This is a genomic window from Bauldia litoralis, assembly GCF_900104485.1.
GTDB classification, from domain to species: domain Bacteria; phylum Pseudomonadota; class Alphaproteobacteria; order Rhizobiales; family Kaistiaceae; genus Bauldia; species Bauldia litoralis.
The window spans coordinates 353,219-378,741 of the sequence record NZ_FMXQ01000002.1 but is presented as its reverse complement, the minus strand read 5'-3'; the positions used below and the strand labels follow the sequence as shown (position 1 = coordinate 378,741).

The 25,523-nt window shown below is 65.2% G+C and carries 25 protein-coding genes and 2 tRNA genes; 12 read left to right on the top strand and 15 right to left on the bottom strand.

Going from position 1 to position 25,523, the window contains the following annotated elements; translation table 11 throughout:
* Window positions 1-72: 72 nt before the first annotated feature.
* The 4 genes from BLT60_RS05680 to BLT60_RS05665 all read left to right on the top strand — a co-directional run bounded on the left by BLT60_RS05680 (window position 73) and on the right by BLT60_RS05665 (window position 1,952).
* Entirely contained in the window at window positions 73-378 is a 306-nt protein-coding gene (locus BLT60_RS05680; RefSeq protein WP_090875376.1) for an ETC complex I subunit, read from the top strand.
* A 16-nt stretch (window positions 379-394) separates the two neighbouring features.
* Window positions 395-471: transfer RNA gene (locus BLT60_RS05675), tRNA-Arg, on the top strand.
* Window positions 472-539: 68 nt separating this feature from the next.
* Window positions 540-914, top strand: a complete 375-nt coding sequence (locus BLT60_RS05670; RefSeq protein WP_139167760.1) for a hypothetical protein — start codon at window positions 540-542, stop codon at window positions 912-914.
* A 144-nt stretch (window positions 915-1,058) separates the two neighbouring features.
* The gene (locus BLT60_RS05665; protein WP_139167759.1) at window positions 1,059-1,952 is read left to right on the top strand and encodes a phosphatase PAP2 family protein; all 894 of its coding nucleotides are present in this window, start codon (window positions 1,059-1,061) and stop codon (window positions 1,950-1,952) included.
* 16 nt (window positions 1,953-1,968) lie between these two features.
* On the opposite strand, the gene metC is transcribed toward BLT60_RS05665, so the two are convergent.
* On the bottom strand, window positions 1,969-3,150 hold the full coding sequence (gene metC, locus BLT60_RS05660; RefSeq protein WP_090875370.1) for a cystathionine beta-lyase: 1,182 nt from the start codon (window positions 3,148-3,150) through the stop codon (window positions 1,969-1,971).
* Between the two features lie 218 nt (window positions 3,151-3,368).
* On the opposite strand from metC, the gene BLT60_RS05655 reads away from it, so the two are divergent.
* The 4 genes from BLT60_RS05655 (at window position 3,369) to BLT60_RS05640 (ending at window position 8,064) form a co-directional block, all read left to right on the top strand.
* Window positions 3,369-4,385 (top strand): amino acid ABC transporter substrate-binding protein, encoded by a 1,017-nt coding sequence (locus BLT60_RS05655; RefSeq protein WP_090875369.1) that lies wholly within the window; start codon window positions 3,369-3,371, stop codon window positions 4,383-4,385.
* Window positions 4,386-4,481: 96 nt separating this feature from the next.
* On the top strand, window positions 4,482-5,669 hold the full coding sequence (locus tag BLT60_RS05650; protein ID WP_090875367.1) for an amino acid ABC transporter permease: 1,188 nt from the start codon (window positions 4,482-4,484) through the stop codon (window positions 5,667-5,669).
* Between the two features lie 4 nt (window positions 5,670-5,673).
* Window positions 5,674-7,254 carry an amino acid ABC transporter permease gene (locus BLT60_RS05645; RefSeq protein ID WP_244521156.1) on the top strand — a complete coding sequence of 527 codons (1,581 nt, stop codon included), beginning with the start codon at window positions 5,674-5,676 and terminating at the stop codon, window positions 7,252-7,254.
* A gap of 36 nt (window positions 7,255-7,290) precedes the next feature.
* Window positions 7,291-8,064, top strand: coding sequence for an amino acid ABC transporter ATP-binding protein (locus BLT60_RS05640; protein WP_425284973.1), 774 nt, complete (start codon window positions 7,291-7,293; stop codon window positions 8,062-8,064).
* A 57-nt stretch (window positions 8,065-8,121) separates the two neighbouring features.
* Here the strand turns inward: BLT60_RS05640 and BLT60_RS05635 are convergent, their stop codons facing one another.
* The 8 genes from BLT60_RS05635 to BLT60_RS05600 form a co-directional block, all read right to left on the bottom strand.
* Complete coding sequence (locus BLT60_RS05635; RefSeq protein WP_090875364.1) at window positions 8,122-9,873, bottom strand: OmpA family protein; 1,752 nt, start codon at window positions 9,871-9,873, stop codon at window positions 8,122-8,124.
* Window positions 9,874-10,006: 133 nt separating this feature from the next.
* The gene (gene sseA, locus BLT60_RS05630; RefSeq protein ID WP_090875362.1) at window positions 10,007-10,861 is read right to left on the bottom strand and encodes a 3-mercaptopyruvate sulfurtransferase; all 855 of its coding nucleotides are present in this window, start codon (window positions 10,859-10,861) and stop codon (window positions 10,007-10,009) included.
* The gene (locus tag BLT60_RS05625) at window positions 10,858-11,580 is read right to left on the bottom strand and encodes an alanyl-tRNA editing protein (protein WP_090875360.1); all 723 of its coding nucleotides are present in this window, start codon (window positions 11,578-11,580) and stop codon (window positions 10,858-10,860) included. The genes sseA and BLT60_RS05625 overlap by 4 nt, the downstream gene beginning before the upstream one ends.
* Before the next feature lie 53 nt (window positions 11,581-11,633).
* Window positions 11,634-12,674, bottom strand: coding sequence for a cysteine synthase A (locus BLT60_RS05620; protein WP_090875358.1), 1,041 nt, complete (start codon window positions 12,672-12,674; stop codon window positions 11,634-11,636).
* Window positions 12,675-12,837: 163 nt separating this feature from the next.
* Entirely contained in the window at window positions 12,838-14,274 is a 1,437-nt protein-coding gene (locus BLT60_RS05615; RefSeq protein WP_090875357.1) for a cryptochrome/photolyase family protein, read from the bottom strand.
* A gap of 59 nt (window positions 14,275-14,333) precedes the next feature.
* Window positions 14,334-15,359, bottom strand: a complete 1,026-nt coding sequence (locus BLT60_RS05610) for an acyltransferase family protein (RefSeq protein ID WP_090875355.1) — start codon at window positions 15,357-15,359, stop codon at window positions 14,334-14,336.
* Between the two features lie 206 nt (window positions 15,360-15,565).
* Window positions 15,566-16,036 (bottom strand): hypothetical protein, encoded by a 471-nt coding sequence (locus BLT60_RS24725; protein WP_244521155.1) that lies wholly within the window; start codon window positions 16,034-16,036, stop codon window positions 15,566-15,568.
* 262 nt (window positions 16,037-16,298) lie between these two features.
* Window positions 16,299-16,374, bottom strand: a tRNA-Asn gene (locus tag BLT60_RS05600).
* Window positions 16,375-16,534: 160 nt separating this feature from the next.
* Here BLT60_RS05600 and BLT60_RS05595 point away from each other — a divergent pair.
* Both BLT60_RS05595 and parC read left to right on the top strand, forming a co-directional pair.
* Window positions 16,535-16,792 (top strand): hypothetical protein, encoded by a 258-nt coding sequence (locus BLT60_RS05595; protein WP_090875351.1) that lies wholly within the window; start codon window positions 16,535-16,537, stop codon window positions 16,790-16,792.
* Window positions 16,793-16,828: 36 nt separating this feature from the next.
* Window positions 16,829-19,087 carry a DNA topoisomerase IV subunit A gene (parC, locus tag BLT60_RS05590; protein WP_090875349.1) on the top strand — a complete coding sequence of 753 codons (2,259 nt, stop codon included), beginning with the start codon at window positions 16,829-16,831 and terminating at the stop codon, window positions 19,085-19,087.
* A 6-nt stretch (window positions 19,088-19,093) separates the two neighbouring features.
* Here parC and BLT60_RS05585 read toward each other — a convergent pair whose 3' ends face one another.
* From BLT60_RS05585 to hemB, 6 genes are all read right to left on the bottom strand, one after another.
* Complete coding sequence (locus tag BLT60_RS05585; RefSeq protein ID WP_090875347.1) at window positions 19,094-19,567, bottom strand: DUF4126 family protein; 474 nt, start codon at window positions 19,565-19,567, stop codon at window positions 19,094-19,096.
* Window positions 19,568-19,582: 15 nt separating this feature from the next.
* On the bottom strand, window positions 19,583-19,804 hold the full coding sequence (locus tag BLT60_RS05580) for a hypothetical protein (protein WP_090875346.1): 222 nt from the start codon (window positions 19,802-19,804) through the stop codon (window positions 19,583-19,585).
* A gap of 9 nt (window positions 19,805-19,813) precedes the next feature.
* Window positions 19,814-20,560: an arginyltransferase gene (locus BLT60_RS05575; RefSeq protein WP_090875345.1), complete on the bottom strand. Its 747-nt coding sequence runs from the start codon at window positions 20,558-20,560 to the stop codon at window positions 19,814-19,816.
* Window positions 20,561-20,585: 25 nt separating this feature from the next.
* A complete protein-coding gene (locus BLT60_RS05570; protein ID WP_244521154.1) occupies window positions 20,586-22,421 on the bottom strand; it encodes an SLC13 family permease in 1,836 nt (611 codons plus the stop codon).
* Window positions 22,422-22,503: 82 nt separating this feature from the next.
* Complete coding sequence (locus BLT60_RS05565) at window positions 22,504-22,998, bottom strand: RDD family protein (protein ID WP_090875344.1); 495 nt, start codon at window positions 22,996-22,998, stop codon at window positions 22,504-22,506.
* A 124-nt stretch (window positions 22,999-23,122) separates the two neighbouring features.
* On the bottom strand, window positions 23,123-24,112 hold the full coding sequence (gene hemB / locus BLT60_RS05560; protein WP_244521153.1) for a porphobilinogen synthase: 990 nt from the start codon (window positions 24,110-24,112) through the stop codon (window positions 23,123-23,125).
* Window positions 24,113-24,322: 210 nt separating this feature from the next.
* Between hemB and BLT60_RS05555 the strand changes: the two genes are divergently transcribed.
* Both BLT60_RS05555 and ldtR read left to right on the top strand, forming a co-directional pair.
* Window positions 24,323-24,742 carry a DUF6163 family protein gene (locus tag BLT60_RS05555; RefSeq protein ID WP_090875341.1) on the top strand — a complete coding sequence of 140 codons (420 nt, stop codon included), beginning with the start codon at window positions 24,323-24,325 and terminating at the stop codon, window positions 24,740-24,742.
* Between the two features lie 183 nt (window positions 24,743-24,925).
* On the top strand, window positions 24,926-25,438 hold the full coding sequence (ldtR, locus tag BLT60_RS05550) for a transcriptional regulator LdtR (RefSeq protein WP_090875750.1): 513 nt from the start codon (window positions 24,926-24,928) through the stop codon (window positions 25,436-25,438).
* Window positions 25,439-25,523: the final 85 nt, after the last annotated feature.

Sequence of the window (25,523 nt, the reverse complement as noted above, 5' to 3'; positions counted from 1 at the left end):
GGGGCAACCGGGGGAAGCGGCGAAGCGGCTTCCGGATCGCGGTTCGATCAATCCTCGCTGGAGAGGCAGTCCATGCTCGCGCGTATCTTCAGACCGGCCAAGACGGCCATGCAGTCGGGCACCGCACAGACGGACCGGTGGATTCTCGATTACGAGCCGGAGGTGCCGCTCAAGGTCGACCCGCTGATGGGCTACACCTCGTCGTCGGACATGCGGCGGCAGATCCATCTCGAATTCGACACCCGCGAGGAAGCTGTCGCCTATGCGGAGCGGAACGGCATTCCCTATCGCGTCAGCGAGACCCACGAGCGTTCGTTGCGGCTCCAGTCCTACGCCGACAATTTTCGCTACGACCGGGCGCAACCCTGGACCCACTGAAAGCGCGCCCGGAGACGACCCCGTAGCTCAGCTGGATAGAGCAGCAGCCTTCTAAGCTGCGGGTCGCAGGTTCGAGCCCTGCCGGGGTCGCCAATCCCACCGATGGCTTTGCCTTTTCGGTCCCGGACCGATTTCCGCCGCCAACACACAAGGTCATCAGCTTGGATATTGAGTTGCGGATTTCGGGCGAAGCCCTGGACGTCGGGGAGATCAGGGACCTCATCACCGCGCGCCCGTATCGGATTGACCACCGCGATGTCGACGGAAGCCTGACGAATTGCCTGCACTACGGCCTCGGCAACGTCGATGACCGGAACTCGATTTCGCAGATCGAGACGATGGCGACGGGATGGCTTCGCGCGCATGGCGAATTGCTTCCCGTCGCGACACGCGGGGATGTCGAATCGATGGAACTCGACATCGCGTTCCATGACGGCGAGGAAGACGCGCTCTTGCAGTCCTTCAGCCGCGATTTCATCAGGCTCATCAGCGCCTACAACCTGAGCCTGACCCTGTCGACGTACACAAGCGATTAGGCGGGAACGGCGGTTTCTCCCGGTTCCAGGCCGGGATCACTTTGATTGTCGGGATGTGACGGAAGAACGGTTCCAGTCCTGCCTCTGACGCGAAATCCTGCTAGCGTCGGACGCATGGGGGATTCAGACCGAACCGGCGCACGCATGACCGAGACAGACCAAAAGGCCCGTGCTGCGTCCGAGGGCGGGGGGCGGCTTCGGCGAAACCTCGCGATTCTCAACGCCCGGCTGAAGCGGCGTCGGATTCCGGCCCTCCTTCCCGATGCCTATCCGCGGACGCGGCTGGTGCTGGCGGGAGGTTTGCTGGCGGTGATCGTGATCACGCTTTCCCTGTTCAGCCTCGATTCCGGGGCGCCGGGCTGGTCCGAGGCCCTGTCGCCGCTGACCGAGGGCGTCTTCCAGTTCATCACCCAGTTCGGCAAGTCCGGGTGGTATCTGGTCCCGGTCGGCATCTTCGGGCTGGTGTTGCTCTTCGCCGACTGGACCCGCATCGGCCGGTCCGCGGCGGCGGCCTGGGTCGAGGTCGCGGACCTTGTCGGCTTCTTCTTCTTCAATATGGCCGCGGCCGGCATTGTCACCAACCTGATCAAGTGGACGCTTGGACGCTCCCGTCCGCTGCGCTTCAAGAAGGACGGCATCTTTACCTTCGAGCCGATTTCCTTCGCCCATGAGCATGTCAGCTTTCCCTCGGGGCATGCGACGACCGCCGCCGCTCTCTTCGTCTCCTGCGCCTACATCTTCAGGGGACAGCCGGTGGTGGTCGGCGTGATCGGGGTCTGCGCCGGGCTCATGGCCGTCAGCCGGGTGGCGGTCGGCGCCCATTTCCCGAGCGACGTCGTCGCCGGCGTGTTCGTAGGCGCGGCCTTCACCGTCTTCTACGCCTACGCCCTCGGGCGCAGCGGCGTTGCGTTCCAGCGCCAGCCGGATGGCTCCCTGATGCCGAAGACCGTGGCGATCCGCACGATGTTCCGCAGGGAAGGCGCGGCGACGATGGTCGAGGAACTCTGGGCGGCGTTGAGGGGCGCTCGCCGGGGATAGGAGCGGGACCGCCCGCTCAGGCGGCGGCGATGCGGTCGAAGCCGGCCTTGAGGTCGGCGATCAGGTCGCCCGGGTCTTCCAGTCCGATATGCAGCCGTACCAGCGGACCTTCAGCGGCCCACGGCACCGCCGTGCGCTGCTTGCGGGGGTCGGCGAGGATGGCGAGGCTTTCGAACCCGCCCCACGACGCTCCGATGCCGAAGAGGTCGAGGCCATCGACCAGGCTCTTCGTATCGTCGAGGCTCCAGCCATCGAGAATGATGCTGAACAGGCCGCAAGCGCCGCCCATGTCGCGTTTCCACAAGGCGTGTCCGGGATCGTCCGGCAGGGCCGGGTGGAGAACCCGGGCGACCTCGGGCCGGTCTTGCAGCCATCCGGCGACGGTCAGTGCGGACTGCATCTGGCGTTCGAGGCGAACGCCCATCGTCCGCAATCCCCGCAGGCCGAGGTAGATGTCGTCGGGGCCGGCGCAGAGTCCCATGGTGCCATGAGCTTCCTTGAGGGCCGGCCAATGGCGCTCGTTGGCAGCGACGAGCCCGAGATTCACGTCGGAATGGCCGCCGAGATACTTGGTGCCGGCCTGGATCGACAGGTCGACGCCGGCTGCCAGCGGCTTGAAGAAAAAGGGCGTCGCCCAGGTATTGTCGAACAAGACGGTTGCACCGCGATCGTGGGCAATGCCAGCGATTGCCGGGACGTCCTGCATCTCGAAGGTCAGCGAACCCGGGGCTTCGAGATAGACCGCGGCCGTGCGCTCGGAGATGATGTCGGCGATGCCGGTGCCGATCGCGGGGTCGAAATAGACCGTGTCGATCCCCATTCGCTTCAGGACCGTATCGGCGAAGTGTCGGACCGGGCCATAGACACAATCGACGATCAGCACCTCGTCGCCGGCGGAAAGCGCGCTAAGCAGGGCGGTTGAGACAGCGTTCAGGCCGGAGGGGCAGATAACCGTGCCGGAGGCCCCTTCGATGTCGCTGATGGCGGTTTCGAGGGCTTCGCTGGTTGGCGTGCCCCGGCGTCCATACAGGTAGCGCTGCCGACGGGAGAGCATGGTGTCCGTGTCGGGAAACAGGACCGTCGATGCATGGACGACGGGAGGATTGACGAAAGGTCCGGTCAGCGCCTCGTCGCGCCCGACCCGGACCAACCGGGTGGATGGCTTGCGGTCCGGGCGACCGTCGTCTGACTTGACCATTGATGAAATGTCCGACTTATGTGGATTAAGTTTTGGGCCGAAACTGCCGGAAAATCGGCATTGGACGGTCTTGACCGGTGTCGCATAATCGCCTGTGATGAGAGGGTCAACTTTCGATCGGGCATGGTTCAGGCAATTTCCTGTCGCAAGTCTGCTTACAGCCTCGGCATGAATAGGAAAGTTTCGGCGGTTATCCGCGACAAAGAGGGAGTTTGAGTATGAAACAACTGATGATTCCGGTTATTGCCGGCGCAATGTTCTCGTTTGCAGCGGGTGCGGCCAGCGCAACGACTCTCGAAGACGTGAAGGCCAAGGGCTTTCTACAATGCGGCGTCAACACCGGGCTGATCGGATTCGCCGCGCCCGATGACGCGGGCGAATGGACCGGTTTCGACGTCGATTTCTGCAAAGCCATCGCCGCGGCGATCTTCAACGACGCGACCAAGGTCAAGTACACGCCGCTGACCGCGAAGGATCGGTTCACCGCGCTCCAGTCGGGCGAGATCGACCTCCTGTCGCGCAACACGACCTGGACCATGTCGCGCGATACCGCGCTTGGACTCGCCTTCGGCGTCGTCACCTACTATGACGGCCAGGGCTTCATGGTGCGCAAGGACGCCGGCATTACCTCGGCGCTCGAGCTTTCCGGCGCCGCCGTCTGCGTCCAGACCGGGACGACGACCGAGCTGAACCTCGCCGACTATTTCTCGCGCAACAACATGGAGCTAAATCCGGTTGTCTTCGAGAAGGTCGAGGAAGCCAACGCCGCCTATGACGCCAATCGTTGCGACGCCTACACCACCGATGCGTCCGGCCTTTACTCCACCCGTCTGACGCTCGCCGCGCCGGACGATCACATCATCCTGCCCGAGATCATCTCCAAAGAGCCGCTCGGCCCGGTCGTCCGCCAGGGCGACGAGGAATGGTTCAACATCATGAAGTGGGTCGGTTTCGCCCTGCTGAACGCCGAGGAACTCGGTGTCACCCAGGCGAATGTCGACGAGATGATGTCCAGCGAGAACCAGTCGGTCCAGCGCTTGCTTGGCAAGGACGGGACCTTCGGCGAGGACATCGGCCTGACCACTGCCTGGGCGGCTGACGTGCTGAAGGCCGTCGGCAACTACGGCGAGATCTTCGAGCGCAACATCGGCGCGGATTCGCCGCTGCAGATCGCTCGCGGTCTCAACGCCCTGTGGACCAAGGGCGGCATCCAGTACGCCCCGCCGATCCGCTAGGCGGCGGCGTATCGCTTGCAAGGCTTCGGGCGGCAATCGCGCCGCCCGAAGGCGACCTGAAGCGGTAACTGGAAGACACGGATGGCCGTAGGAGATATGGCACCTGATCGTGGTGTGCGCGGGGCGGCGCGCGTCTCGCCGCTCTACGACCCGAAAATCCGCGGCATCGTCTTCCAGGTGCTTCTCGCCATCGGTGTCGTCGCCTTCTTCTGGTGGGCGATCGACAACGCACGCGAGAATCTCGAACGGGCGAATATCGCCTCCGGTTTCGACTTCCTGTGGAGCCGGGCGGGCTTCGCGATCTCGCAATCCCTGATCGATTACACGCCCGACGACAGCTACCTACGGTCCTTCTTCGTCGGCCTGATCAATACGCTGCTTGTCGGCGTGATCGGCGTCTTCCTCGCCTCGATCATCGGTTTCATCGTCGGCATCGCGCGGTTGTCGCGAAACTGGCTGGTCGCCGGAATCGCCGGGGTCTATGTCGAGACGCTGCGCAACATCCCGGTGCTGCTGCAACTGCTGTTCTGGTACAAGGCCGTGCTGGCGGTGCTGCCCGGGCCGCGACAGGCGGTCGAATTGCCGCTTGGCTCCAACCTGAGCAACCGCGGCTTGCTGCTGCCCTGGCCCGATGTCGAACCGGGCTTCGGCGCGACGGTGGTGGCGCTCGGTGTGGCGATCGTGGCGGCAATCGGCATCTCGATCTGGGCGCGGCGGCGGCTTTACGCGACGGGCCAGACCTTTCCCGCCTTCTGGACGGGACTGGGGCTCATCGTCTTCCTGCCGCTCCTGGTCTTCCTGGCGAGCGGTTCGCCGCTGCAACTGATGTATCCCGAACTCAAGGGCTTCAACTTCGTCGGCGGGTTGCACATCCAGCCCGAATTCGTCGCCCTGCTGCTCGGACTCAGCCTCTACACCGCGACCTTCATCGCCGAAATCGTCCGCGCCGGAATCCTCGCCGTGGCCAAGGGGCAGAGCGAGGCGGCCTTCGCGCTGGGCATGCGGCAAGGGCCGACGCTCCGGCTGGTGATCATCCCGCAGGCGATGCGGGTGATCATTCCGCCGCTGACCAACCAGTATCTGAACCTGATCAAGAACTCGTCGCTTGCCGTGGCGGTCGGCTATCCGGACCTCGTCTCGGTCTTCGCGGGGACAGTCCTCAACCAGACCGGACAGGCGGTCGAGGCGATCACCATCACCATGCTGGTCTACCTGGCGATCAGTGTCGCGACGTCGCTGTTCATGAACTGGTTCAACCGCCGCGTGGCGCTGGTGGAGCGCTGACCGGATGAGCGCCGACAAACCGACAGACGCCCCCTCCGGCGGCTTTGACGAACCGAAGCCCGCGGACGCGCATGTCCCCGGCGAAGTCGCCGCGGTGCGGCCGGGCTTTGCCGAGACGATGATGTATGTGCGCGCCGAGGAAGAACCTGTGTTGCCGCCGCCACGGGGCAGCATTGGCGCCGTCGGCTGGGCTCAGCAAAACCTCTTTTCCTCGATCGGCAATACGATCCTGACGCTGGTCGGCGTCGCGCTGATCCTGCTCATCGTGCCGCCGATCATCGAATGGGCGTTCATCGACGCGGTGTGGACCGGCGACAGCCGGGAGGACTGCATCGTGCCGGGAGCGGGGGCCTGCTGGGCCTTCGTCGAGGCGAAATTCGGCCAGTTCATCTACGGCCGCTATCCGCTCGACCAGCGATGGCGCGTCGACCTGACGGCGGTCCTGCTCATCATCGGCGTCGTCCTAATGGCGGTGCCGCGCATACCCTACAAGCGGGAAACCGCGATCTACCTCTTCGGCATCTTCCCGGTCGTGGCGCTGCTCCTGCTGACCGGTGGCAACTTCAACATCTCCATCTGGTCCGCGGTGGGACTCGTCGTGCTCGGTTGCATCGCGACTGCGGTGGTCGCCGCCTTCGCCGCGCCGTCCGTGCCGGGATATGTCGCTCCCGCTCTTGCCGGCCTGGCGGTGCTGGCGTGGCTGATATCGGTGTTTGTCGTGACGCCGGACGTCGGCGTCGGCGCCGACGGGACGTCGCTGGCGACGCTTCTGGCGTTCGTCTGCGGCCTCGCTGGCGGAGTCGTCGGGCTTGTTGCTATCGCGAGACGAGGCTTTGCCGGTGCGCGCAGCGCCCTCGGCGTGTGGTCGGCCGTCGGCCTGCTGTGCCTGATCCTCGGTATCTTCGCGGTGGATTTCGGCCTGTCCTACGTCGAGACGCCGCTCTGGGGCGGGCTCCTGGTCACCCTGGTCGTGGCGCTGAGCGGGATGGGCGCGTCGATGCCGATCGGAATCGCGCTGGCGCTTGGCCGGCGGTCGCGGTTGCCGATCGTCCGCTTCGCCTCGATTGCCTTCATCGAGTTCGTGCGCGGCGTGCCGCTGATCACCGTCCTGTTCATGGCCAGCGTCATGCTGCCCCTGTTCCTGCCGCAGGGGGTGAACTTCGACAAGCTGCTGCGGGCGCTGATCGGCGTGGCGCTGTTCGAGGCCGCCTATATGGCCGAGGTCATCCGTGGAGGGCTCCAGGCGATCCCGACCGGGCAATATGAGGCGGCCAAGGCGGTCGGCCTGAAGTTCTGGCAGATGATGCGGCTGGTGATCCTGCCCCAGGCCCTGAAGATCGTCATTCCGGGCATCGTCAACAGTTTCATCAGCCTGTTCAAGGATACCAGCCTGGTGCTGATCATCGGCATCTTCGACCTGCTCGGGATCGTCCAGGCGAACTTCACCGATGCGAACTGGGCGTCGCCGTCGACACCGGCGACCGGATATGTCTTTGCCGCGCTGATATTCTGGATATTCTGCTTCGGGATGTCACGCTACTCCCTCTACACCGAACGCCGCCTCGATACCGGCTACCGGAACTGACCAGGAGCTTCCCGAATGTCCGAACACGCTGCCGCGATGCCGGTTTCCGCCGACGAGGAGAGAAAAGGCCCGGAAGACGAAGTGGCCGTCGATATCGTCGACATGAACAAGTGGTTCGGCGACTTCCACGTGCTGAAGAACATCAACTTGCAGGTCAGGCGCGGTGAACGCATCGTCGTCTGCGGACCTTCGGGATCGGGCAAGTCGACCATGATCCGGTGCATCAACCGGCTGGAGGAACACCAGTCGGGCAGCATCATCGTCGATGGCATCGAACTGACCGACGACCTCAAGCGCATCGACGAGATCCGCCGCGAGGTCGGCATGGTCTTCCAGCACTTCAACCTGTTTCCGCACCTCACCATCCTGCAGAACTGCACGCTGGCGCCGATCTGGGTGCGACGGATGCCGAAGCGCGAGGCCGAGGAGGTGGCGATGCGCTACCTCGAGCGGGTGCAGATTCCGGAGCAGGCGAACAAGTATCCCGGACAGCTCTCCGGCGGCCAGCAGCAGCGCGTGGCCATCGCCCGGGCGCTCTGCATGAACCCGCGGATCATGCTGTTCGACGAGCCGACCTCGGCGCTCGACCCGGAGATGATCAAGGAAGTTCTCGACGTCATGGTCGGGCTTGCCAACGAAGGCATGACGATGATGGTCGTGACCCACGAAATGGGCTTCGCCCGCCAGGTGGCTGACCGCGTCGTCTTCATGGATGCCGGGCAGATCATCGAGCAGAACAAGCCGGAAGAGTTCTTCAATAGTCCGCAGCACGAGCGGACCAAGCTCTTCCTCAGCCAGATCCTGCATTAGGCAAGGAAAAGGCGGGCGCCTTGCGGCACCCGCCATCCAGAGCCATTCAGGTCGGCATCAGTTGCCGGCGCTGATCAGCGGCGTGATCCGACGCAGGGTCACCCGGCGGTTCTGCCGTTCGGCTTCCAGCGTCTGCACCTTGAGGTCGCTCTCGCCGTAGCCCTGGGTGATCAGGTTTTCCGGCGGGATATCGTAATAGTAGGTCAGGATTTCGGCGACCGACTCCGCCCGGCGATCGGACAAGGCGAGGTTGGCGAGTTCCGAACCGACGGCGTCGGTGTGGCCTTCGACGAGGAATATCTCGCGTTCGTCGCGGTCGATCGCCGCCTGGATCGCCCGGGCGATGCCGTCGAGGGCGTCGATCTGGCTTTCCGGCACGTAGGCCTGGCCAAAATCGAACGTCACGGTATCGACGTCGACCCGGCGGACCATGTCGCGAACCCGCTCGTTGTAGCGCACTTCCTCCAGCGTATAGGGCTGCTCGATGACCTCGACCGGCGGGGCGATCAACGTCTGGTAGATTATCTGCGGCGAGGCGCGACGGCTCTCGACGATATAGTCCTGAAGCGGAATGTTCAGGACGATCGGCGGCAGGATGTTGCCGAGATCGTATCGCGGCGGCTCGTTGCGCGGACCGCGACGCTCGTTGTTGATGAGCACGATCTCGCGCCCGTCGCGGGTCAGCTTGGTGCGCTTGACGATATCGCCATCGGCGTCACGCACCGTGATGATCGCATCGCCATTCGGCCGCTCGACCGTGATGACGGTCCGGCCGTCGGCGCCGCGCTCGCGATCGTAGCGGCTGTTCTCGCTACGGAAACGCTCCTCGTCGTCGTGCCGGATGACCACCTGGCCACGCTCGCGTTCGATGACACGACCGCCGGCCGCTTCCACCTTCTGGCCTTCACGAATGGCCTCGGCGTTCTCGGGCAGCGGCTTGGCCGGCTTCTCCTCCGGCTTTTCCGCCCGCTCCGGCGGCGGACCCTTGCGCGGACCATCGGCACGCGGCTTCCTGGGCTTTGCGGCCTGTTCGGCGTTTGGCGTGCTGGCCTTGGCGTCAGGCTGCGCGGCCGGCTCCTCCGCGGTTTGCTTGGCGGGCGGGGCAGGCTGCTTGGCGGTATCGCCGGTCTGGGGCTTGGCGGCCGGCTTTGTCGCCTGGTCCTTGGCCTTGGGGGCCGGCGCCGGTTCCTCGGCGACGTTCTCCGCCGGGGCAGGAGCGGCCGGTTCCTCGACGACGGTCTCGGCCGGCGGTGTTGGCGCCGGTTCTTCGGCGACCTCCTCGACAGGGGGAGGCGCGGGCTCCTCGGCAACATCCGTGGGAGGCGGGGCCGGTTCGTCGGCGACGGTCTCGGGCTGCGGCTCCGGGGCCGGCTCGTCTGCCACGTCTTCCGTTGGCGCTTCTGGCGCCGGTTGTTCGGTCACTGTTTCGGCGGGCGGCGGGGCCGGCTCTTCGGCGACGTCGGCAGGCGCCTCGGGGACGGCTTCCTCGGCGGGCGCTGCTTCCCTCAGGTCCTCGACGACCTCTTCAGTCGGGGGCGGGGGCGGCGCGGCAGCGGACTTGGCCGCGTCAAGCTGTGCCAGCGCCTTGTCCAGCGCGTTCTGCGCCTTCTTTACGCCCTTGCCGGCGGTTTCGGCCAATTCGAGCGCTGCGCGCGCCTCGGCGACAGCCTGCTCGGCGGCTGCGACCCCGGCGGTGTCGGCCTGGGCAATGACGATCGGCTCGGCCGGCCGTTGCTCGGCCAGCGCGAGGCCGCCCAGGGAGAGAAAGGATGCCCCGGCGAGAAGCAGGGTTCGTGTCTGACGTCGCATTGTGTTTCCACCTCTTGTGCGGGCCGGAAGACCGGCGTCGCGGATGCCCCCTCAGGCATGGCTCGACAGGCTACGGCGCTCCCGCATCACCGGGAGGTGCAACCCGTCTGAAGGTGTCAACGCTATGCTGCGGCTATCGTTCCGGGCCAGTGGCAAGCGGCATATCCTGCCGGCCGCCCCATTCCGTCCATGAACCGTCGTAGAGGCCACTGTTTTCGACGCCGATCATTTCCAGCGCCAGTGTCAGAATTGCGGCGTTGACCCCCGATCCGCAACTGGTGACGATCGGCTTGGCGAGATCGACGCCGGCGGTGGCGAAGGCATCGGCAATCGCTTCCGGCGCAACCATGACGCCATCGGCAATGACAGCCGAGGAGGGGAGGTTGAGGCTGCCGGGTATCCGGCCCGAGCGCACCCAGTCGCGTGGCTCCGGCGCCTCGCCGAGGAAGCGCGGGCGCGGCCGGGCGTCGACAAGCTGGATCGCCGATGCGGCGAGGCCGTCGCGCACTGCTGCGAGGTCCTGCACCGCTTCGGCGTTGAAATCGGTAGCGAAGGGACGGGGCGGCCGGACGGTCCGGGCGTCGGTGGTCGGGCGTCCCTCGGCCAGCCACTTCGGAAGCCCGCCATCGAGCAGGACAACGTCGCGGGCGCCCATGATCCTGAAGGTCCACCAGACCCGCGGAGCGGCGAACAGGCCGAGGGCGTCATAGACGACGATCCGCTGCCGCTCGTCGATGCCAAGGGCGCCGACAGCGGCGGCGAAGGCTTCCGGGGGCGGCAGCATGTGCGGCAGCGGATTGGCCGTGTCAGAGACCGCGTCGATATCGAAAAAGACCGCGCCCGGGATATGCGCCGCGTCATACTCGGTGCGCGCGTCGCGGGCCTGGCCGGGCAGGTGCCAGCTTCCGTCGACGATCACGATGTCAGGGTCGTCGAGGTGGTCGGCAAGCCACTCGGTAGAGGCGAACCAGCGAGAACGGTGGTTCATGCGTCGCCTGCGAAGTGGATGCGGACGCGGCGGTTCTGCCGGCCCTTGCTCTGGATCTTGCCGATGGCGAGCGCTCCGATTTCACCGGTGGTGCGGACATGGGTGCCGCCGCATGGCTGGAGGTCGATGTCCCCGATGCGCACAAGCCGCACCTTGCCGCTGCCCATCGGCGGCTTGACCTTCATCGTCTTGACCATGTCGGGGTTGGCGAGGAGTTCGTCGTCGGTGATCCATTCGTCGCTGACCGGAAGATCGGCCGCGACCAGCGCGTTGAGCGCCGCCTCGATCTCGTCCTTCGGCGGCACGTCGCCGTCGATGTCGAAGTCGAGCCGCCCCTCGTCGGCGCCGATCTGGCCGCCGGTGACCGGAAAGGGCAGGACGACGGACAGGAGATGAAGGGCGGTGTGGATGCGCATGAGCCGGTGGCGGCGTCCCCAGTCGAGCGAGGCCTTCACCGTCTCGCCGGGTTCGGGCAGTGGCTCGCCGTCGCCGGGGACATGAACGATCTCGCTCTTGTCGTCGCCGTAGACCGCCGTGGCGATGGCGACAGCCGGGCCGTCGCTCCGACTCAGGGTCCCCGCATCGCCGGGCTGTCCGCCGCCGGTGGCGAAGAAGACGGTTCGGTCAAGGACGATGCCTCGCCGGTCGGTGACGGCAAGCACTGTCGCCTCCGTTTCCGGCAGGTAGGCGTCGTCGCGAAAAAGAAGCTCGGTGGCCACGGCGTCGGGTTCCCTCGTCTGAGGCCCGATCCTAGCGCCATGGCGGTCGGGTGTCAGGCGTTCTCGAAGGGAACGACGATGTCGGGCTGGCTTTCGAGCCATTCCGGCACCGGCAGGTCCTTCGAGCGGAGGAATTCCGGATTGAACAGCTTCGACTGGTAGCGGGTGCCGAGGTCGCAGAGGATCGTCACGATGGTGTGGCCCGGACCGAGGTCCTTCGCCAGCCGGATGGCGCCGGCAACGTTGATGCCCGACGAGCCGCCGAGCACCAGTCCCTCGTGCTGGATCAGGTCGAAGACTACCGGCAGCGCCTCGGTGTCGGGGACAATGTAGGATTTATCCACGATGATATCGCCGACGATCGGGGTCGACCGGCCGAGCCCGATGCCCTCGGTGATCGAGTTGCCGGGACTGGCCTTTGCCTCGCCGGTGGTGAACAGGCTGAACATTGCCGCGCCTTCCGGGTCAGCACAGCCGATTGTCACGGACGGGTTCTGTTTCCTGAGATAGGTCGACGTGCCCGCCAGTGTTCCACCGGTGCCCACGGAGCAGATGAACCCGTCCACGCGGCCGTCCGTGGCGTCCCAGATCTCCGGTCCGGTGGTCTGGAAGTGGGCGTTGCGGTTGTCGAGGTTGTTCCACTGGTCGGCGAACAGCACGCCGTTCGGCTCGGTCTTGCGCAGCGATTCCGCCAGGCGCAGGGCGACTTTCTGATAGTTGTTGGGGTCCTTGAACGGCTTGGCCGGAACCTCGATCAGCGTCGCCCCCGAGAGGCGGAGCATGTCCTTCTTTTCCTGACTTTGCGTCTCAGGAATGACGATCAACACCCTGTAACCACGAGCTTTTCCGACAAGCGCCAGGCCGATGCCGGTGTTGCCGGCGGTGCCTTCGACAATCAGCCCGCCGGGCTTCAGGTCACCGCGCTTTTCCGCCTCGAGGATCATCTGTCGGGCAGCGCGATCCTTCACCGACTGGCCGGGATTCATGAATTCCGCCTTGCCATAGATCTCGCAGCCAGTCGCCTCGGATGCGTGGCGGAGGCGGATCAGCGGCGTGTTGCCGATAGCGTCGACGACGGATTGTTTTGCGGTCATGTCCGGATTTCTTGTGAGGGCGGATGCGCTCTTCGCTTCGGGTCGGAAGCTAGCGGCTGGCCATCAGGCCTTCAAGTGCGGCAAGGGAGGCGGAAGGGGCGGGCGTAGAATGTTTGCCCTGCGTTTGGTGTTTCCGCGGAATGGGTTTGCTACGATCTGGCGATCAATCCGCCTGGCGCATCTCCTGGTAGGCCTCCAGGGATCGTTCGCGGGCCTCGCGATGATCGACGATCGGGGTCGGGTAGTCGACGCCGAGTTCGATGCCGGCGGCCTTGAGTTCCATCGGCGAGGCTTCCCAGGGCTTGTGAATATCGCGGTCGGGAAGGTCGCCTATTTCCGGCACGAATGCGCGGACATAGGCGCCATCCGGGTCGAACTTCTGGCCCTGGAGCACGGGATTGAAGATGCGGAAATATGGCTGGGCGTCGAAGCCGGACCCCGCCACCCACTGCCAGCCGAAGGGGTTGTTGGCCGGGTCGGCGTCGACGAGGGTGTCCCAGAACCATTGTTCGCCGTGGCGCCAGTCGATCAGCAGGTGCTTGGTCAGGAAGGACGCCACGACCATGCGAACCCGGTTGTGCATCCAGCCGGTCTGCCAAAGCTGGCGCATCCCTGCGTCGACGATCGGGTAGCCGGTCCGGCCCATCTGCCAGGCGCGCAATATTTCTTCGTCCGGGGCCGCCCAGGGGAAGCCGTCGAATTCGTCGCGCAGGTTGGTTCGGGCCATGTCCGGGGCCTGGGCAAGCGCGTGCCAGGCGAAATCGCGCCAGCCGAGTTCGGACCGGAATTTCTGCGCTTCCCGCATGTCGGCGGTCGCATGCCAGATCCGCACCGGGCTGATCTCGCCGAAACGCAGATGGGGCGAGAGCTTCGACGTGGCGGGATCGGCCGGAAAATCGCGGCGTTTCGCATAGGCGGCGACCCGGTCGGCGAGGAACGATTCCAGCCGTTCCGACGCGTCGCTTTCGCCAGGCTGCCATGCGTCGCGCAGGCCGCCGGCCCAGTCAGGGTCTGTCGGCAGCAAGGCGAGGGCGTCGAGGGGCTCGCCGGACAGGTCGGGCAAGGGCGGAGGCAAGGCCTTCGGCGGCGTCACGGGATTGCGTATCTCACCGGTCCGTTGGGCGGCGCGCCAGTAAGCTGAATAGACCCGGAAGGGCTCGCCCTTGCCGCTGCGAACCGCATCGGGTTCGAAGAGCAGGTTGGCGCTGAAAGTCTCGGTGGCGCAGCCTGCCTTCTCGAGGTCCGCTGCGATGTCAGAGTCGAGATCGCCGGCGAAGGCGTAGCGCCGGTTCCAGAAAGCGCGCCGGACGCCGGTCTCCGCGACGATATCGCGGACGACATCGCGCGCCGGCCCGCGCCGGATGATCAGGGTTTGGCCGAGCGCCGCAAGGTCGCGTGACAGGCTTCCGAGCGAGCCATGGAGCCACCACCGGGCAGCGCCGCCGAGGCGTCTGGTGCCGTCCTCGCTGTCATCGAGGACGTAGAGCAGGACCAGGGGCGCTTTGCCTTCACAGGCGGCGACCAGGCCGGGATTGTCGTCGAGGCGGAGATCGTCCCTGAACCAGAAAAGGCGCGGGGCGTCGGCGGTGTCAGATGTCATTCACCGATGGTCGCCCGCCGTTACGCAGGTGGCAAGGGTACCCGGATCGGGCCGTCCCGCTATTCGGCGGGTGCCAGAACCTGCCGGCGCGGCTGAAGTGTTGCCCAGGCCGGCCGGCGGAACAGGAAGCGGAACCACGTGCCGCGGACGATCCAGAAGAGGATCAGCGGTCCGACGACGCCAGCGGCGGTGACGATCAGCGAGATGGTGCCGATGTCGCCAATGATTCCGACCTTGAGGAGAACCGTGCGGGTGACCGCCATCGGCAGGAAGAAGGCGAGGTAGATGACGATCGAATGCTGGCCGCAGTAGCGGATCGGTTCCATCAGGTGCGATTTGGACAGAAGCGCCGAGACGCTGACCACGGCGACGGCGCCGATCAGGCCGAGGCCAAGGCTGAGACCGGGAAGATCGGCGAATCCGCCGAAGACGGCGAAACCGTTGACCAGCGCCCAGGCGACGAGGAAGGCGCCGGCCAGCCAGCCACGGTCAATGGCCGCGTCGGCAATGCGGAAGACCTGCGGGGCGAAGATGTAGCCGGTGTAGAAAAAGACGAAGCGGGACGCGAACTCGTCGACGATGATCGACCCGGTATGGATCGGCGCTGCCTGGAGCAGGGCGCCGGCGATCCAGACGGTCCACCAGGGCAGGCCGCGGGTCGCCTTGGCGACGATGAAGAAGATGGGCAGCAGGTAGATGAACCAGATCGTGCCGAAAGGCTCGACGAAGGCGAAGGCGTAGGCCTCGATCGTGCCGGCGACCCCGACCTCCGCGGCGATACCGGGGGCCTTGAAGGCAAACTGGATGGTCAGCCACAGGACATAGAAATAGGCGAAGTGGACGACCTTCTTGTCGAGATAGGTGCGCCAGTCGCGATCAATCACCCGGGCGAGGAAAAGCCCGGCGATCAGGAAGAAATCCGGCATCCGGAAGGGGCGGGCGAACTCGACGAAGGTGTGCAGCCAGCCTTCGGCGCCGGCTGCTTTTTCGACGCCGAGGGTCGAGTGCATCATCACCACCATGATGATGCAGAAGCCCTTGGCATAGTCGACCCACGCGACGCGGTCCGCCTGCGTATGCACCATGCGCTCAGTCTCCACCGGTAAGCCCGCGGCAGAATACGCCGGAGAGCTTTGCCAAAGCGCTGATTCGAGATGAATTTTGCCGGTTAGGGTTAAGTGTTGCCTGCTGTCACCCGCGCATGAAAAAGCCGGCGCCCCCCAAAGGAACGCCGGCTTTCGTCAGTCGATGGAGGCTTCCGGCTCGATGAGCCGGAAGCCCGTGTTCTTTGCTACTGAGCGGGCGCCGGTTCGGTCGGCTCCGGGGTGGCCGGCTCGGTCGGCGTGGTCGGCTCCGCAGGAGTCGCGGGCTCTTCCGGTGCCGCAGGCTCGGCCGGCGTGGCCGGTTCTGCGGGAGTCGCCGGCTCGGCCGGGGTCGCAGGCTCTTCCGGCGTCATCGGCTCGGCTGGCGTCTCGGGCTCGGCCGGGGTGGCCGGTTCGGCCGGAGTCTCGGGCTCGGCAGGCGTTGCAGGCTCTGCCGGAGTCGCGGGCTCGGCCGGTTCGGCCGGCGTCGCAGGTTCGGCCGGGGTTGCAGGCTCAGCAGGCTCAGTCGGCGCTGCCGGCTCCGGAGCGACCTCTTCTTCCTTCATGTAGGTCGTCGCGGCGTAGTAAATGATCGCCAGAACGATGACCGCGATGATGATGTAGATGATCGAGCGGCCGCCGCCGCCACCGCTTCCTGTCGTGCCTTCGTTATTAGTCATCTGCGACCTCCTCTGGTCGATTGAGTGGATATCCGGCCGTCTTCGAATCGCCCATGTAAGCGGACGAGCCGGGGACGGGCCGCCGTCGCCCCATAGTCCCTTGGCCTAACAACAAGTATCAAGCTGCTTCAAAGGTCTTACCACCCGTCGGCATGGGAATGGGCCCGTGCCGCAAGAGCTTCATTCGCCAAGGCGGAGCGGCGAGTCAAGGTTCGATCGGATTGCCGACCACGACGGGCCTTGGCATTCGCCTTGGAAAAACTGGCTCCCCGGGCCGGACTCGAACCAGCGACAAAGCGGTTAACAGCCGCTTGCTCTACCAACTGAGCTACCGGGGATCGGCATAAGCCCTGCCGAGTTGCAGCCGTATAGCAAAGGCTTGGCCGGCTTGCAAAGGGGCGAATTGCATCAATGTGCCCTTGTCGACCGCCAAATTTCCTTCCATCTGTATCGACAGCGTCTGTTCGGGCGCTGATTTGCTGGAGACGGGTTCTGGCCGTGGCGACGATTCGACTGGGCAAGCGGAGATTCAATCTGCCGGAAAACCGGGCCTACAGGCTGGGGATCGGCGGCTTGCTGATTTTTGGCGGTGTGCTGGGATTCCTGCCCGTCCTCGGCTTCTGGATGCTGCCGCTGGGCTTTATCGTCCTGGCAACCGACATTCCCGTCGTGCGGCGGATGAACCGGCGCGTCAGCGTCGCTGTGAAACGCTGGTGGACAGGGACCAAACGCGGGCCGAGATCGCAGTCGACATAGCTTGCGCCGGCGCCGATCCGCCGATACTCCCGAATCATGGGAAAAGACCTGATTCCACCGCCGGGCTCGATCGAGCCCGTTAATCTGCGAGAAGCGCTCGAGGAGCGTTATCTCGCCTATGCGCTTTCGACCATCATGCACCGGGCGCTGCCCGACGTGCGCGACGGCCTGAAACCGGTCCATCGCCGCATCCTTCACGGCATGCGGCTGCTGAAGCTCGATCCAAAGGCGGGCTTCAAGAAGTCGGCGAAGATCGTCGGCGACGTGATGGGCAACTTCCATCCGCATGGCGACCAGGCCATCTACGACGCTCTTGTGCGACTGGCCCAGGATTTCGCGGTCCGCTATCCGCTGATCGAGGGGCAGGGCAACTTCGGCAATGTCGATGGCGATAGCGCCGCCGCCATGCGCTACACCGAAGCGCGGATGACCGAGGTCGCCCGGCTGCTGCTCGATGGCATCGACGAGAACGCGGTCGACTTCCGCCCGACCTATGACGAGTCCGAGACGGAGCCGGTGGTCCTTCCCGGCGCCTTTCCGAACCTGCTGGCGAACGGTTCCTCGGGCATCGCGGTCGGCATGGCGACCAACATCCCGCCGCACAATGCCGCCGAGCTCTGCAATGCGGCGCTGCATCTGATCAAGTCACCAAATGCGCGGATCGAAACCCTTGTCGAGCATGTGCCGGGCCCGGACCTGCCGACCGGCGGCGTGATCATCGAGGACAAGGCAAGCATCATCGAAGCCTATCGCACCGGTCGCGGCGGCTTCCGGGTACGGGCGCGATGGGAGACGGAGGACCAGGGGCGGGGCACCTATGTCGTGATCGTCACCGAGATCCCCTATCAGGTCCAGAAATCGCGGCTCATCGAGAAGATCGCTGAACTGATGGAGGCGAAGCGGTTGCCGCTGGTCGCGGACATCCGCGACGAGTCGGCCGAGGATATTCGCGTCGTCATCGAACCGCGCAGCCGCACCGTCGATCCGGCGGTGCTTATGGAATCGCTGTTCAAGCTGACCGACCTCGAGTCGCGCATCTCGCTCAACCTCAACGTCCTGTCGCGAGGCGTCGTGCCGAAAGTGATGAGCCTTGGCGAGGTGCTCAACGAGTGGCTGGCCCACCGCCGCGTCGTGCTGGTGCGGCGCTCCGAATATCGACTGGCGCAGATCAGCCACCGCCTCGAGGTGCTCGACGGCTACCTGATCGCCTATCTCAACCTCGACGAGGTGATCCGCATCATCCGCTACGAGGATGAGCCGAAAGCCGACCTGATGAAGGCGTTCGGCCTTTCGGATGTCCAGGCCGAGGCGATCCTCAACATGCGCCTCCGCAGCCTCCGCAAGCTGGAGGAGATGGAGATCAAGGGCGAGCATGCGAAGCTTTCCGAGGAAGGCAAGGCGCTCGAGGCGCTACTCGCCTCCGAGGACAAGCAATGGGGGGCGGTTGCCGACCAGATCCGCGAGGTTCGCAAGACCTTCGGTCCCGACACGCCGCTGGGCCGCCGCCGCACGACCTTCGCGGACGGGCCGGCCGCCGGGATCGAGGAGGCGATGCTGGAGGCGACGGTCGAGCGCGAGCCGATCACCGTCGTGGTGTCGCAGAAGGGCTGGATTCGGACTCTCAAGGGCCATTCCACCGAGACCGCCAATCTCGCCTTCAAGGGCGACGACTCGCTGAAATACGCTTTCCCGGCCGAGACCACCGACAGGATAATGGTCGCTTCGACCGGCGGGCGGTTCTTCACGCTGCCGGCCGACCGGCTGCCGGGCGGGCGCGGCCATGGCGAGCCGATCCGCGTGCTCATCGACTTCGACGCGGCCGACGACATTGTCGCGGCCTTTGTCCACGATCCGGCGCGCAAGCTGCTCGTCATCTCGAACGAAGGACGCGGCTTCGTCGTGCCGGAATCGGAGATCGTCGCCAATACCCGCAAGGGCAAGCAGGTGATGGCGGTTTCAGGCGGCGCGGAAGTGCGCCTCTGCATCACGGCCGTCGGCGACACGGTGGCGATGCTTGGCGAGAATCGCAAGCTGCTGCTCTTCCCACTCGACCAGATCCCCGAGATGAACCGCGGCAAGGGCGTGCGCCTGCAGCGCTACAAGGATGGCGGTGTGTCCGACGCGCGCGTCTTCTCCAGCGCGGACGGGCTGACCTGGATGGATTCCTCCGGGCGCAGCTTCAACCGGTCGCTCAAGGAGTTGAAAGAGTGGATCGGCGAACGGGCCCAGGCCGGTCGCATGCCGCCGCAGGGTTTTCCGCGCTCGAACAAGTTCGGTACGCCGACGATCGGCTGACGCGGATCAGCCCGTGTGCGCTGCCCAGACGATCAGCGTGGCGCCGATCACGGCGACCGCGTCTTCGCCCAGCGCGACCGGCCAGTCGCGACCGAGGCCTGCGGCCAGCCGCGTCCGGAGTGCGTGGCCGGCGAGGGTGCCGATCACCGCGCCGACGATGCCCGCCATCAAACCGGTGCTCCAGGCGCTGTAGGGCGCCGTCAGGGCGGCGCCGCAGAGTGCGCCGCTGACGATGCGGGCGGCGAAGACCGCAGGCTTCCTGCGGCTCGGGGTTTGCGGCAGTTTGTCACCGACAAGTTCGGCTATGGCGAAAAGGGTCAGCACCGGCGCCACCCAGGGGTGGCCGAAGAAGGCGAGCCATGTGTGGTCGAGCGGCAGCCAGCCGAGCCAGGCGACCCAGCTCACTGCCGCCAGCGGCGTGATCGTGCGGAGACCGGCGGCGAGGCCGATACACAGCGCCAGGACCGGTGTCGAGATCATGCCGACGTGGCGCGATCAGCAATCGGTGGCGGCGTCGAGGCTGGCGACCAGTTCCTCGGGGCTCAACGAGATGCCCTTGTCGCATTCCGGCTTGTCGGCGCGGTCTGCGGTCTCGGCAGGCGCGGCGGCATCGGTCGCGGTTTCGGCCGGCTGCTCGTCGGCGAAGGAGGCCCCTCCGAAAGTGGCGGAAGACGCGGCGAGCGCCACGCCCAGTGCGATGCGTTGCAAGGCGATCATTGTCGGCTCCTAGTCAACCCGAACCCAGCCGCGTGCCATCAGGTGCTCCTGCGGCCGGAAGCGGCGCTTGTAGTCCATCTTGGGCGAATCCTCGACCCAGTAGCCGAGATAGACATAGGGCAGGCCCATCTTCCGGGCCCGGTTGAGGTGGTCGACGATCATGTAGGTGCCGAGGCCACGATCGGCGTAATCGGGATCGTAGAAGGAGTAGACCATCGACAGGCCGTCGGCGAGAACATCGGTCAGCGCGGCGGCGATCAGCGGACCTTCGCCGCGGCCAGTGAAAGCGGAATCGGGACCGCGAAAGCGGTATTCGACAAGTTCGGTCGCGACATAGGATTCGCCGACCATCATGGCGTAGTCGAGCACTGACATGTCGGCCATGCCGCCCTCGGCATGCCGGGAGTCCAGATAGCGACGAAAGAGCGAATACTGCTCCGACGAGGGCGCCGCCGCCTTGTTGGAGCCGATGATGTCGCGGTTCTTGCGCATCACGCGCGACATGCTGCGCGTCTCAACGAAGGCATCGACGACGCTGCGCACCGAGATGCAGGCACGGCAGCCTTCGCAGGCGGGCCGGTAAGCGATGTTCTGGCTGCGACGAAACCCGCCCTGGGTGAGAATGTCGTTCAGGGAAGCCGCCCGGTCGCCGACAAGGTGCGTGAAGACCTTCCGCTCGAAGCGATCGTCGAGATACGGACAGGGCGCCGGGGCGGTCAGGTAGAATTGGGGCGTGTCTGTTGGCTGGTGCGTCATGCGACTGCGCAGTCAGGATTCCGGTTCACCACAGACCATAATACCAAGGACCGACCACCGAATAGACCAGCCACATGATTATGACGAGTGGCGTTCCCCCGACAAGATAGTCGCGGAACCGATAGTGGCCAGGCCCCATGACCAGCATGTTGGTCTGGTAGCCGATCGGCGTGGCGAAGGCGCAACTGGCGGCGAGGATGACCGCGACGACGAAGGGCATCGGGTCGTTGCCGGTCTTGTCCGCGACCTGGATCGCGATCGGCGTGAAGAGGACCGCCGTGGCGTTGTTGCTGATGATGTTGGTGAGGATCGCCACGACGATGAAGATCACCGACAGAGTGACGCTGACCGGATAACCCCGGACCGCGTCGATTGCCGCGTCGGCAATGAAGACCGCGCCTCCGGTCGCCTCCAGCGCCGCCGCCGCTGCCAGCGATGCGCCGATCATTAGAAAAATTCGGTGATCGAAAGCGCGGATCGCCTGGCGAATGTTGAGGCAGCCGAAGGCGATCATCGCGAAGGCGCCACCGAGCGCACCAATGACGATCGGACCGATGCCGCTGGCGGCATAGGCCACCATGATGACGAAGATGACCAATGCCCGCTTGGCGTAGCGGCGCGTCGGCAGATCGGCGGCCGACCATTCGAGCAGGAGGAGGTCGCGGTTGAGGCGCAGGCCCTCGACGGTGTCCCGCGTGCCGCCGACAAGAAGGACGTCGCCGGCCTCGAGGCGAATGTCGCTGAGCGGCATGCGCGGCATGCGGCTGCGGCGCTCGACGCCAAGGACGACGGTGCCGGTATCGAGATGAATGGCGGCCTGCTCGATGGTGCGGCCGATCAGGCGCGAGCCGGGCGCGACCACCGCCTCGGCCAACGTGACATCCTTGGTCGGCATCGTCGGCGCGGTTTCGCTGGCGCCGTTGTCGGCATCGCGGCTCGGCGCGGCGGCGCCGTCCGAGATCGCGCGGGTCAGCGCATTGCGGGTCGCAGCGACGATCACTGTGTCGCCGGGGCGCAAGGTGAGGTTCTCGAAGGGCGGCAGGAATGGGTGCTCGCCGCGCTGGACGAGGCGGACGGTCATGTCCTTCAGGGCGGGGAACATTCCCGACACCGAGGCGATGCCGGCGAGGGGGTGGCCATAGGTGATATCGATCTGGGCGATGAACTGCTTGCCGCTGCCGCCGGTCATCTGGTCGGCCATGCCGGCCCGCGCCGTCAGAATGCGCGGCAGGACGAGGGTGACGTAAGCGAACCCGAACGCCGCCATGATCGCGGCGGGGATGGTGAACTCGAAAAACCCGAGGGTAAGGCCGGCCGCCTTCTGGGCGACGCCAGCGGCCAGCAGGTTCGTCGAGGTGCCGATCAGTGTCGTGGTACCGCCGAGCAGCGCGGCGAAACTGAGCGGCATGAGCACCTTCGAGGTCGCGATGCCGCGGGTCGCCGCGATCGCGGTGACGATCGGCAGGAACATCACCACCACCGGCGTGTCGTTGACGACGGCGCTGGTGACCATTGCCCCGAAGAGGATGAGGATGACCGCGCCCATTCCGGTCCGCCCGCCGTAACGGGCGAGCATGGTCGCCGGCCTTTCCAGCGCGTCGGTCTGGAACAGCCCCTGGCCGACCACCAGCATCGCCAACACGGTGACGAGAGCCTGGTTCGAGAAGCCGGCGAGGATGTCGTCAGGGCTGAGCGGCGTCTTTTCGCCCAGAAGGATTGGTCCAAGCCAGAACAGGACGAGCCAGGCGACCAGGGTGGCGATCGAGACGAGCTCGATTGACCAGCGCTCCAGCGCATAGGCCACGACCATCGCGACGATCGTCGCGAATGTCAGCCACATCATGACCAGTTGTGCCGTCATATCCTTTACCGGACCGGGATCATGCCCGGACGAGCGAGCCGCTCAAGGCTCCGGCATCGCCAAGTTCCAGTGGGTAGGAGCATTATTTTGCGAAACTACGCAGCGGCGCGGAATTGACCACGATCGTGCCGAGCAGCAGATCATGGAGCAGTTGCCGGCGGCGGGTGAACAACCCGACGAGAAGGATGAACGGCGTCAGCAGCCCCACCGAGAACCAGAAGATCAGCGCATGCATGACGGCGAGCAGTGGGAAGCTCGGACCGCCATTCCAGGTCCGCATCTCGATGTCGGTCATCCGCATGCCGACGGTGGCCGAGCGCGGACCGCCCAGCGTCAGGGCGATGTAGCCGAGGGCGACGATGGCGAACAGCGCCCCGTAGAGCAGCCAACCGATGCCGAATGTGACGACGCCGACAATGAAGACGACAAGGGCCGCCGGAATCATCAGCAGGACGATGATGATGGCATCAACCACGAAGGCGACAACGCGCTTGGACAGAATGGCGTCGAACAGTTCCGGACGAAGGTCCGGATCGTAGACGGCCGAATCCGACCGAGTCGGCGCTTCATTGCTCATGTGATCTCCCCCGACCGCACGGTCTGCGCGCGGACGCAGCAAGCATCGTCGCTACGGTCCCGAGAAGCAAGCGGGGACCGGGAGCGTTTCGTTGCTGCTGTCGCATCGCCCACGCCGGCTGAATCTAGCGCGTGAGACGTTCGGCCGCCAGAGGTGCGAAATAGGTCAGGATGCCATTGGCGCCGGCGCGCTTGAAGGCCTGCAGGCTCTCCAGCATCGCTCTTTCGCCATCGATCCAGCCGTTGCCGGCCGCCGCCTGGATCATCGCGTATTCGCCCGACACCTGATAGGCGAAAGTCGGCATCTGGAAGGCCTCGCGAATTCGCCACACGATGTCGAGATAGGGGAGGCCCGGCTTGACCATCACCATGTCGGCGCCCTCGGCGATGTCGAGTTCCGCTTCACGGAGCGCCTCGTCGGTATTGGCCGGGTCCATCTGGTAGGTGCGCTTGTCGCCCTTCAGGGTCGCCGAAGTGCCGATCGCATCGCGGAAAGGACCGTAGAAGGCCGAGGCGTATTTGGCCGAATAGGCCATGATCTGGGTGTTGGTGAAGCCGCCGGCATCAAGGGCGCGACGGATCGCGCCGACGCGTCCGTCCATCATGTCGGATGGGGCGATGACGTCGGCGCCGGCCTCGGCCTGGTTCAGGGACTGGGCGGTGAGCTGGGCGATGGTCGCGTCATTGACGATCTCGTCGCCGACCAGCAAGCCGTCATGGCCGTGGCTCGTATAGGGATCGAGCGCCACGTCGGTGATCAGGCCGATGTCCGGCACGGCCGCCTTGATCGCGCGGCAGGCCGCGCAGACGAGGTTGTCGGGGTTCAGCGCTTCCGAACCGCTTTCGTCGCGGAGGTCGGGGTTGGTATAGGGGAAGAGGGCGAGGGCGGGGATGCCGAGGGCAGCGGCCCGCTCCGCCGCGGCCACCGCGCGATCTACGGAATAGCGGTCGACGCCGGGCATTGCCGCCACCGGTTGGGTAATCCCCTGGCCCTCGACCAGGAAGATCGGCCAGATCAGGTCGTCGACGGACAACGCCGTTTCACGGACCAGGCGACGCGACCAGTCGGTTCTCCGGTTCCTTCGCATGCGCCGGCCGGCGAGGATCTCGGCCATGTCCTGCGAAAGGGAAGAAGCTTGAGCGACGGGGGGAATCTGTCGGGTCATGTCTCAGTGCGGCCGCTGGTTGCGGGTCGGTCTCGTCGACCCGATCTATCGAGGTGGGCGGATCGCCGCGAAGGACGATGCTGGTCACGCCGGCTTTGACGGTGTAATGGCGTCGGCGGGAATTTGCTCGCCAAATAGCGGATTTGACGCCGTCCGGAAATGACCATCAGCGAAAAAGATTCGACACCGCACGCGCCGTTCGGCGATCGGCTTCCAGCCATCCTCAACATTTACGGCCGGGTGATGGCCGGTGTCATGATGCTGCTGGGCCTGCGCGAATGGGGGATCATCGTCGGAATATTCGACGGCGCGGTCGGTTCCTTCGAGACGATGCCGGCAGCGTGGAAGATCGCCACGATGCACCTGGCTGTGGTCGATCTCGTCGCTTCCGTCGGCCTCTGGCAACGGGTCGCCTGGGGCAACGTGGTCTGGGTTTATGCGGCGCTGGCGGAGATCGCCATGCACACCGTCTTCATCGGTACTTTCGGCGGCGACCTGCCGATCGTCTTGTTCCACTTCGTGACCCTGGGCGTATACCTCGCGTTATTCATGATTGAACGTCGCCGCGAAACCCGGTGAGCCGCCTCGACGCCTAAGCTCTTGAAAAGACTGGTACTAATAGCCGCGATTTTAGGCGAATTCGACGCCTGAAAGTAAGGTCCGATTAATCTAGAAGTTTAAGCGGATTTTCAGCGCCGGGGCATAATCTCCTCGCTGACTCAGGTGGGAAAATACCTGCCGGGAAACAGCGGAGCGAAGAAAATGGCAAATGCAAAAGGGGCTGCAGCGGCTATTCCCACCGAGAACGAAGGTGTGGACATCAAGCCGTTGTATCTTGAAGCACTGACGCTGGTCGAAAGACTTCACCGGCGCTTGCTTGATGTTATCAAGGATGAGTTCGAACGGTCGGGGCGTTCGGATGTCAACGCAGTCCAGGCGCTGCTTCTGTTCAACATCGGCGAGTCGGAACTGACGGCCGGAGAACTGCGGACGCGCGGCTACTACCTGGGCTCGAACGTCTCCTACAATCTCAAGAAGCTGGTCGAGATGGGCTATATCCATCACCAGCGTTCGCGGATGGACCGTCGCTCCGTCCGGGTCAGCCTTACCGATAAGGGGCATGAAGTTGCCCATATCGTGAACAGCCTCTACGAGCGCCACATCCGCTCGATCCATCAGGTTGGCGGTATTGCGATCGAGGACTTCCAGGAACTGAATCGCTCGCTGCAGCGGCTGGAGCGGTTCTGGACGGATCAGATTCTCTACCGTCTCTGACGGTCGCCGATCGTCATCGATGCGCACGCCCGGCCGGTGGCCGGGCTTTGCGTGACTGGGCACAATGGTCTGTTGCGTCCGCGCA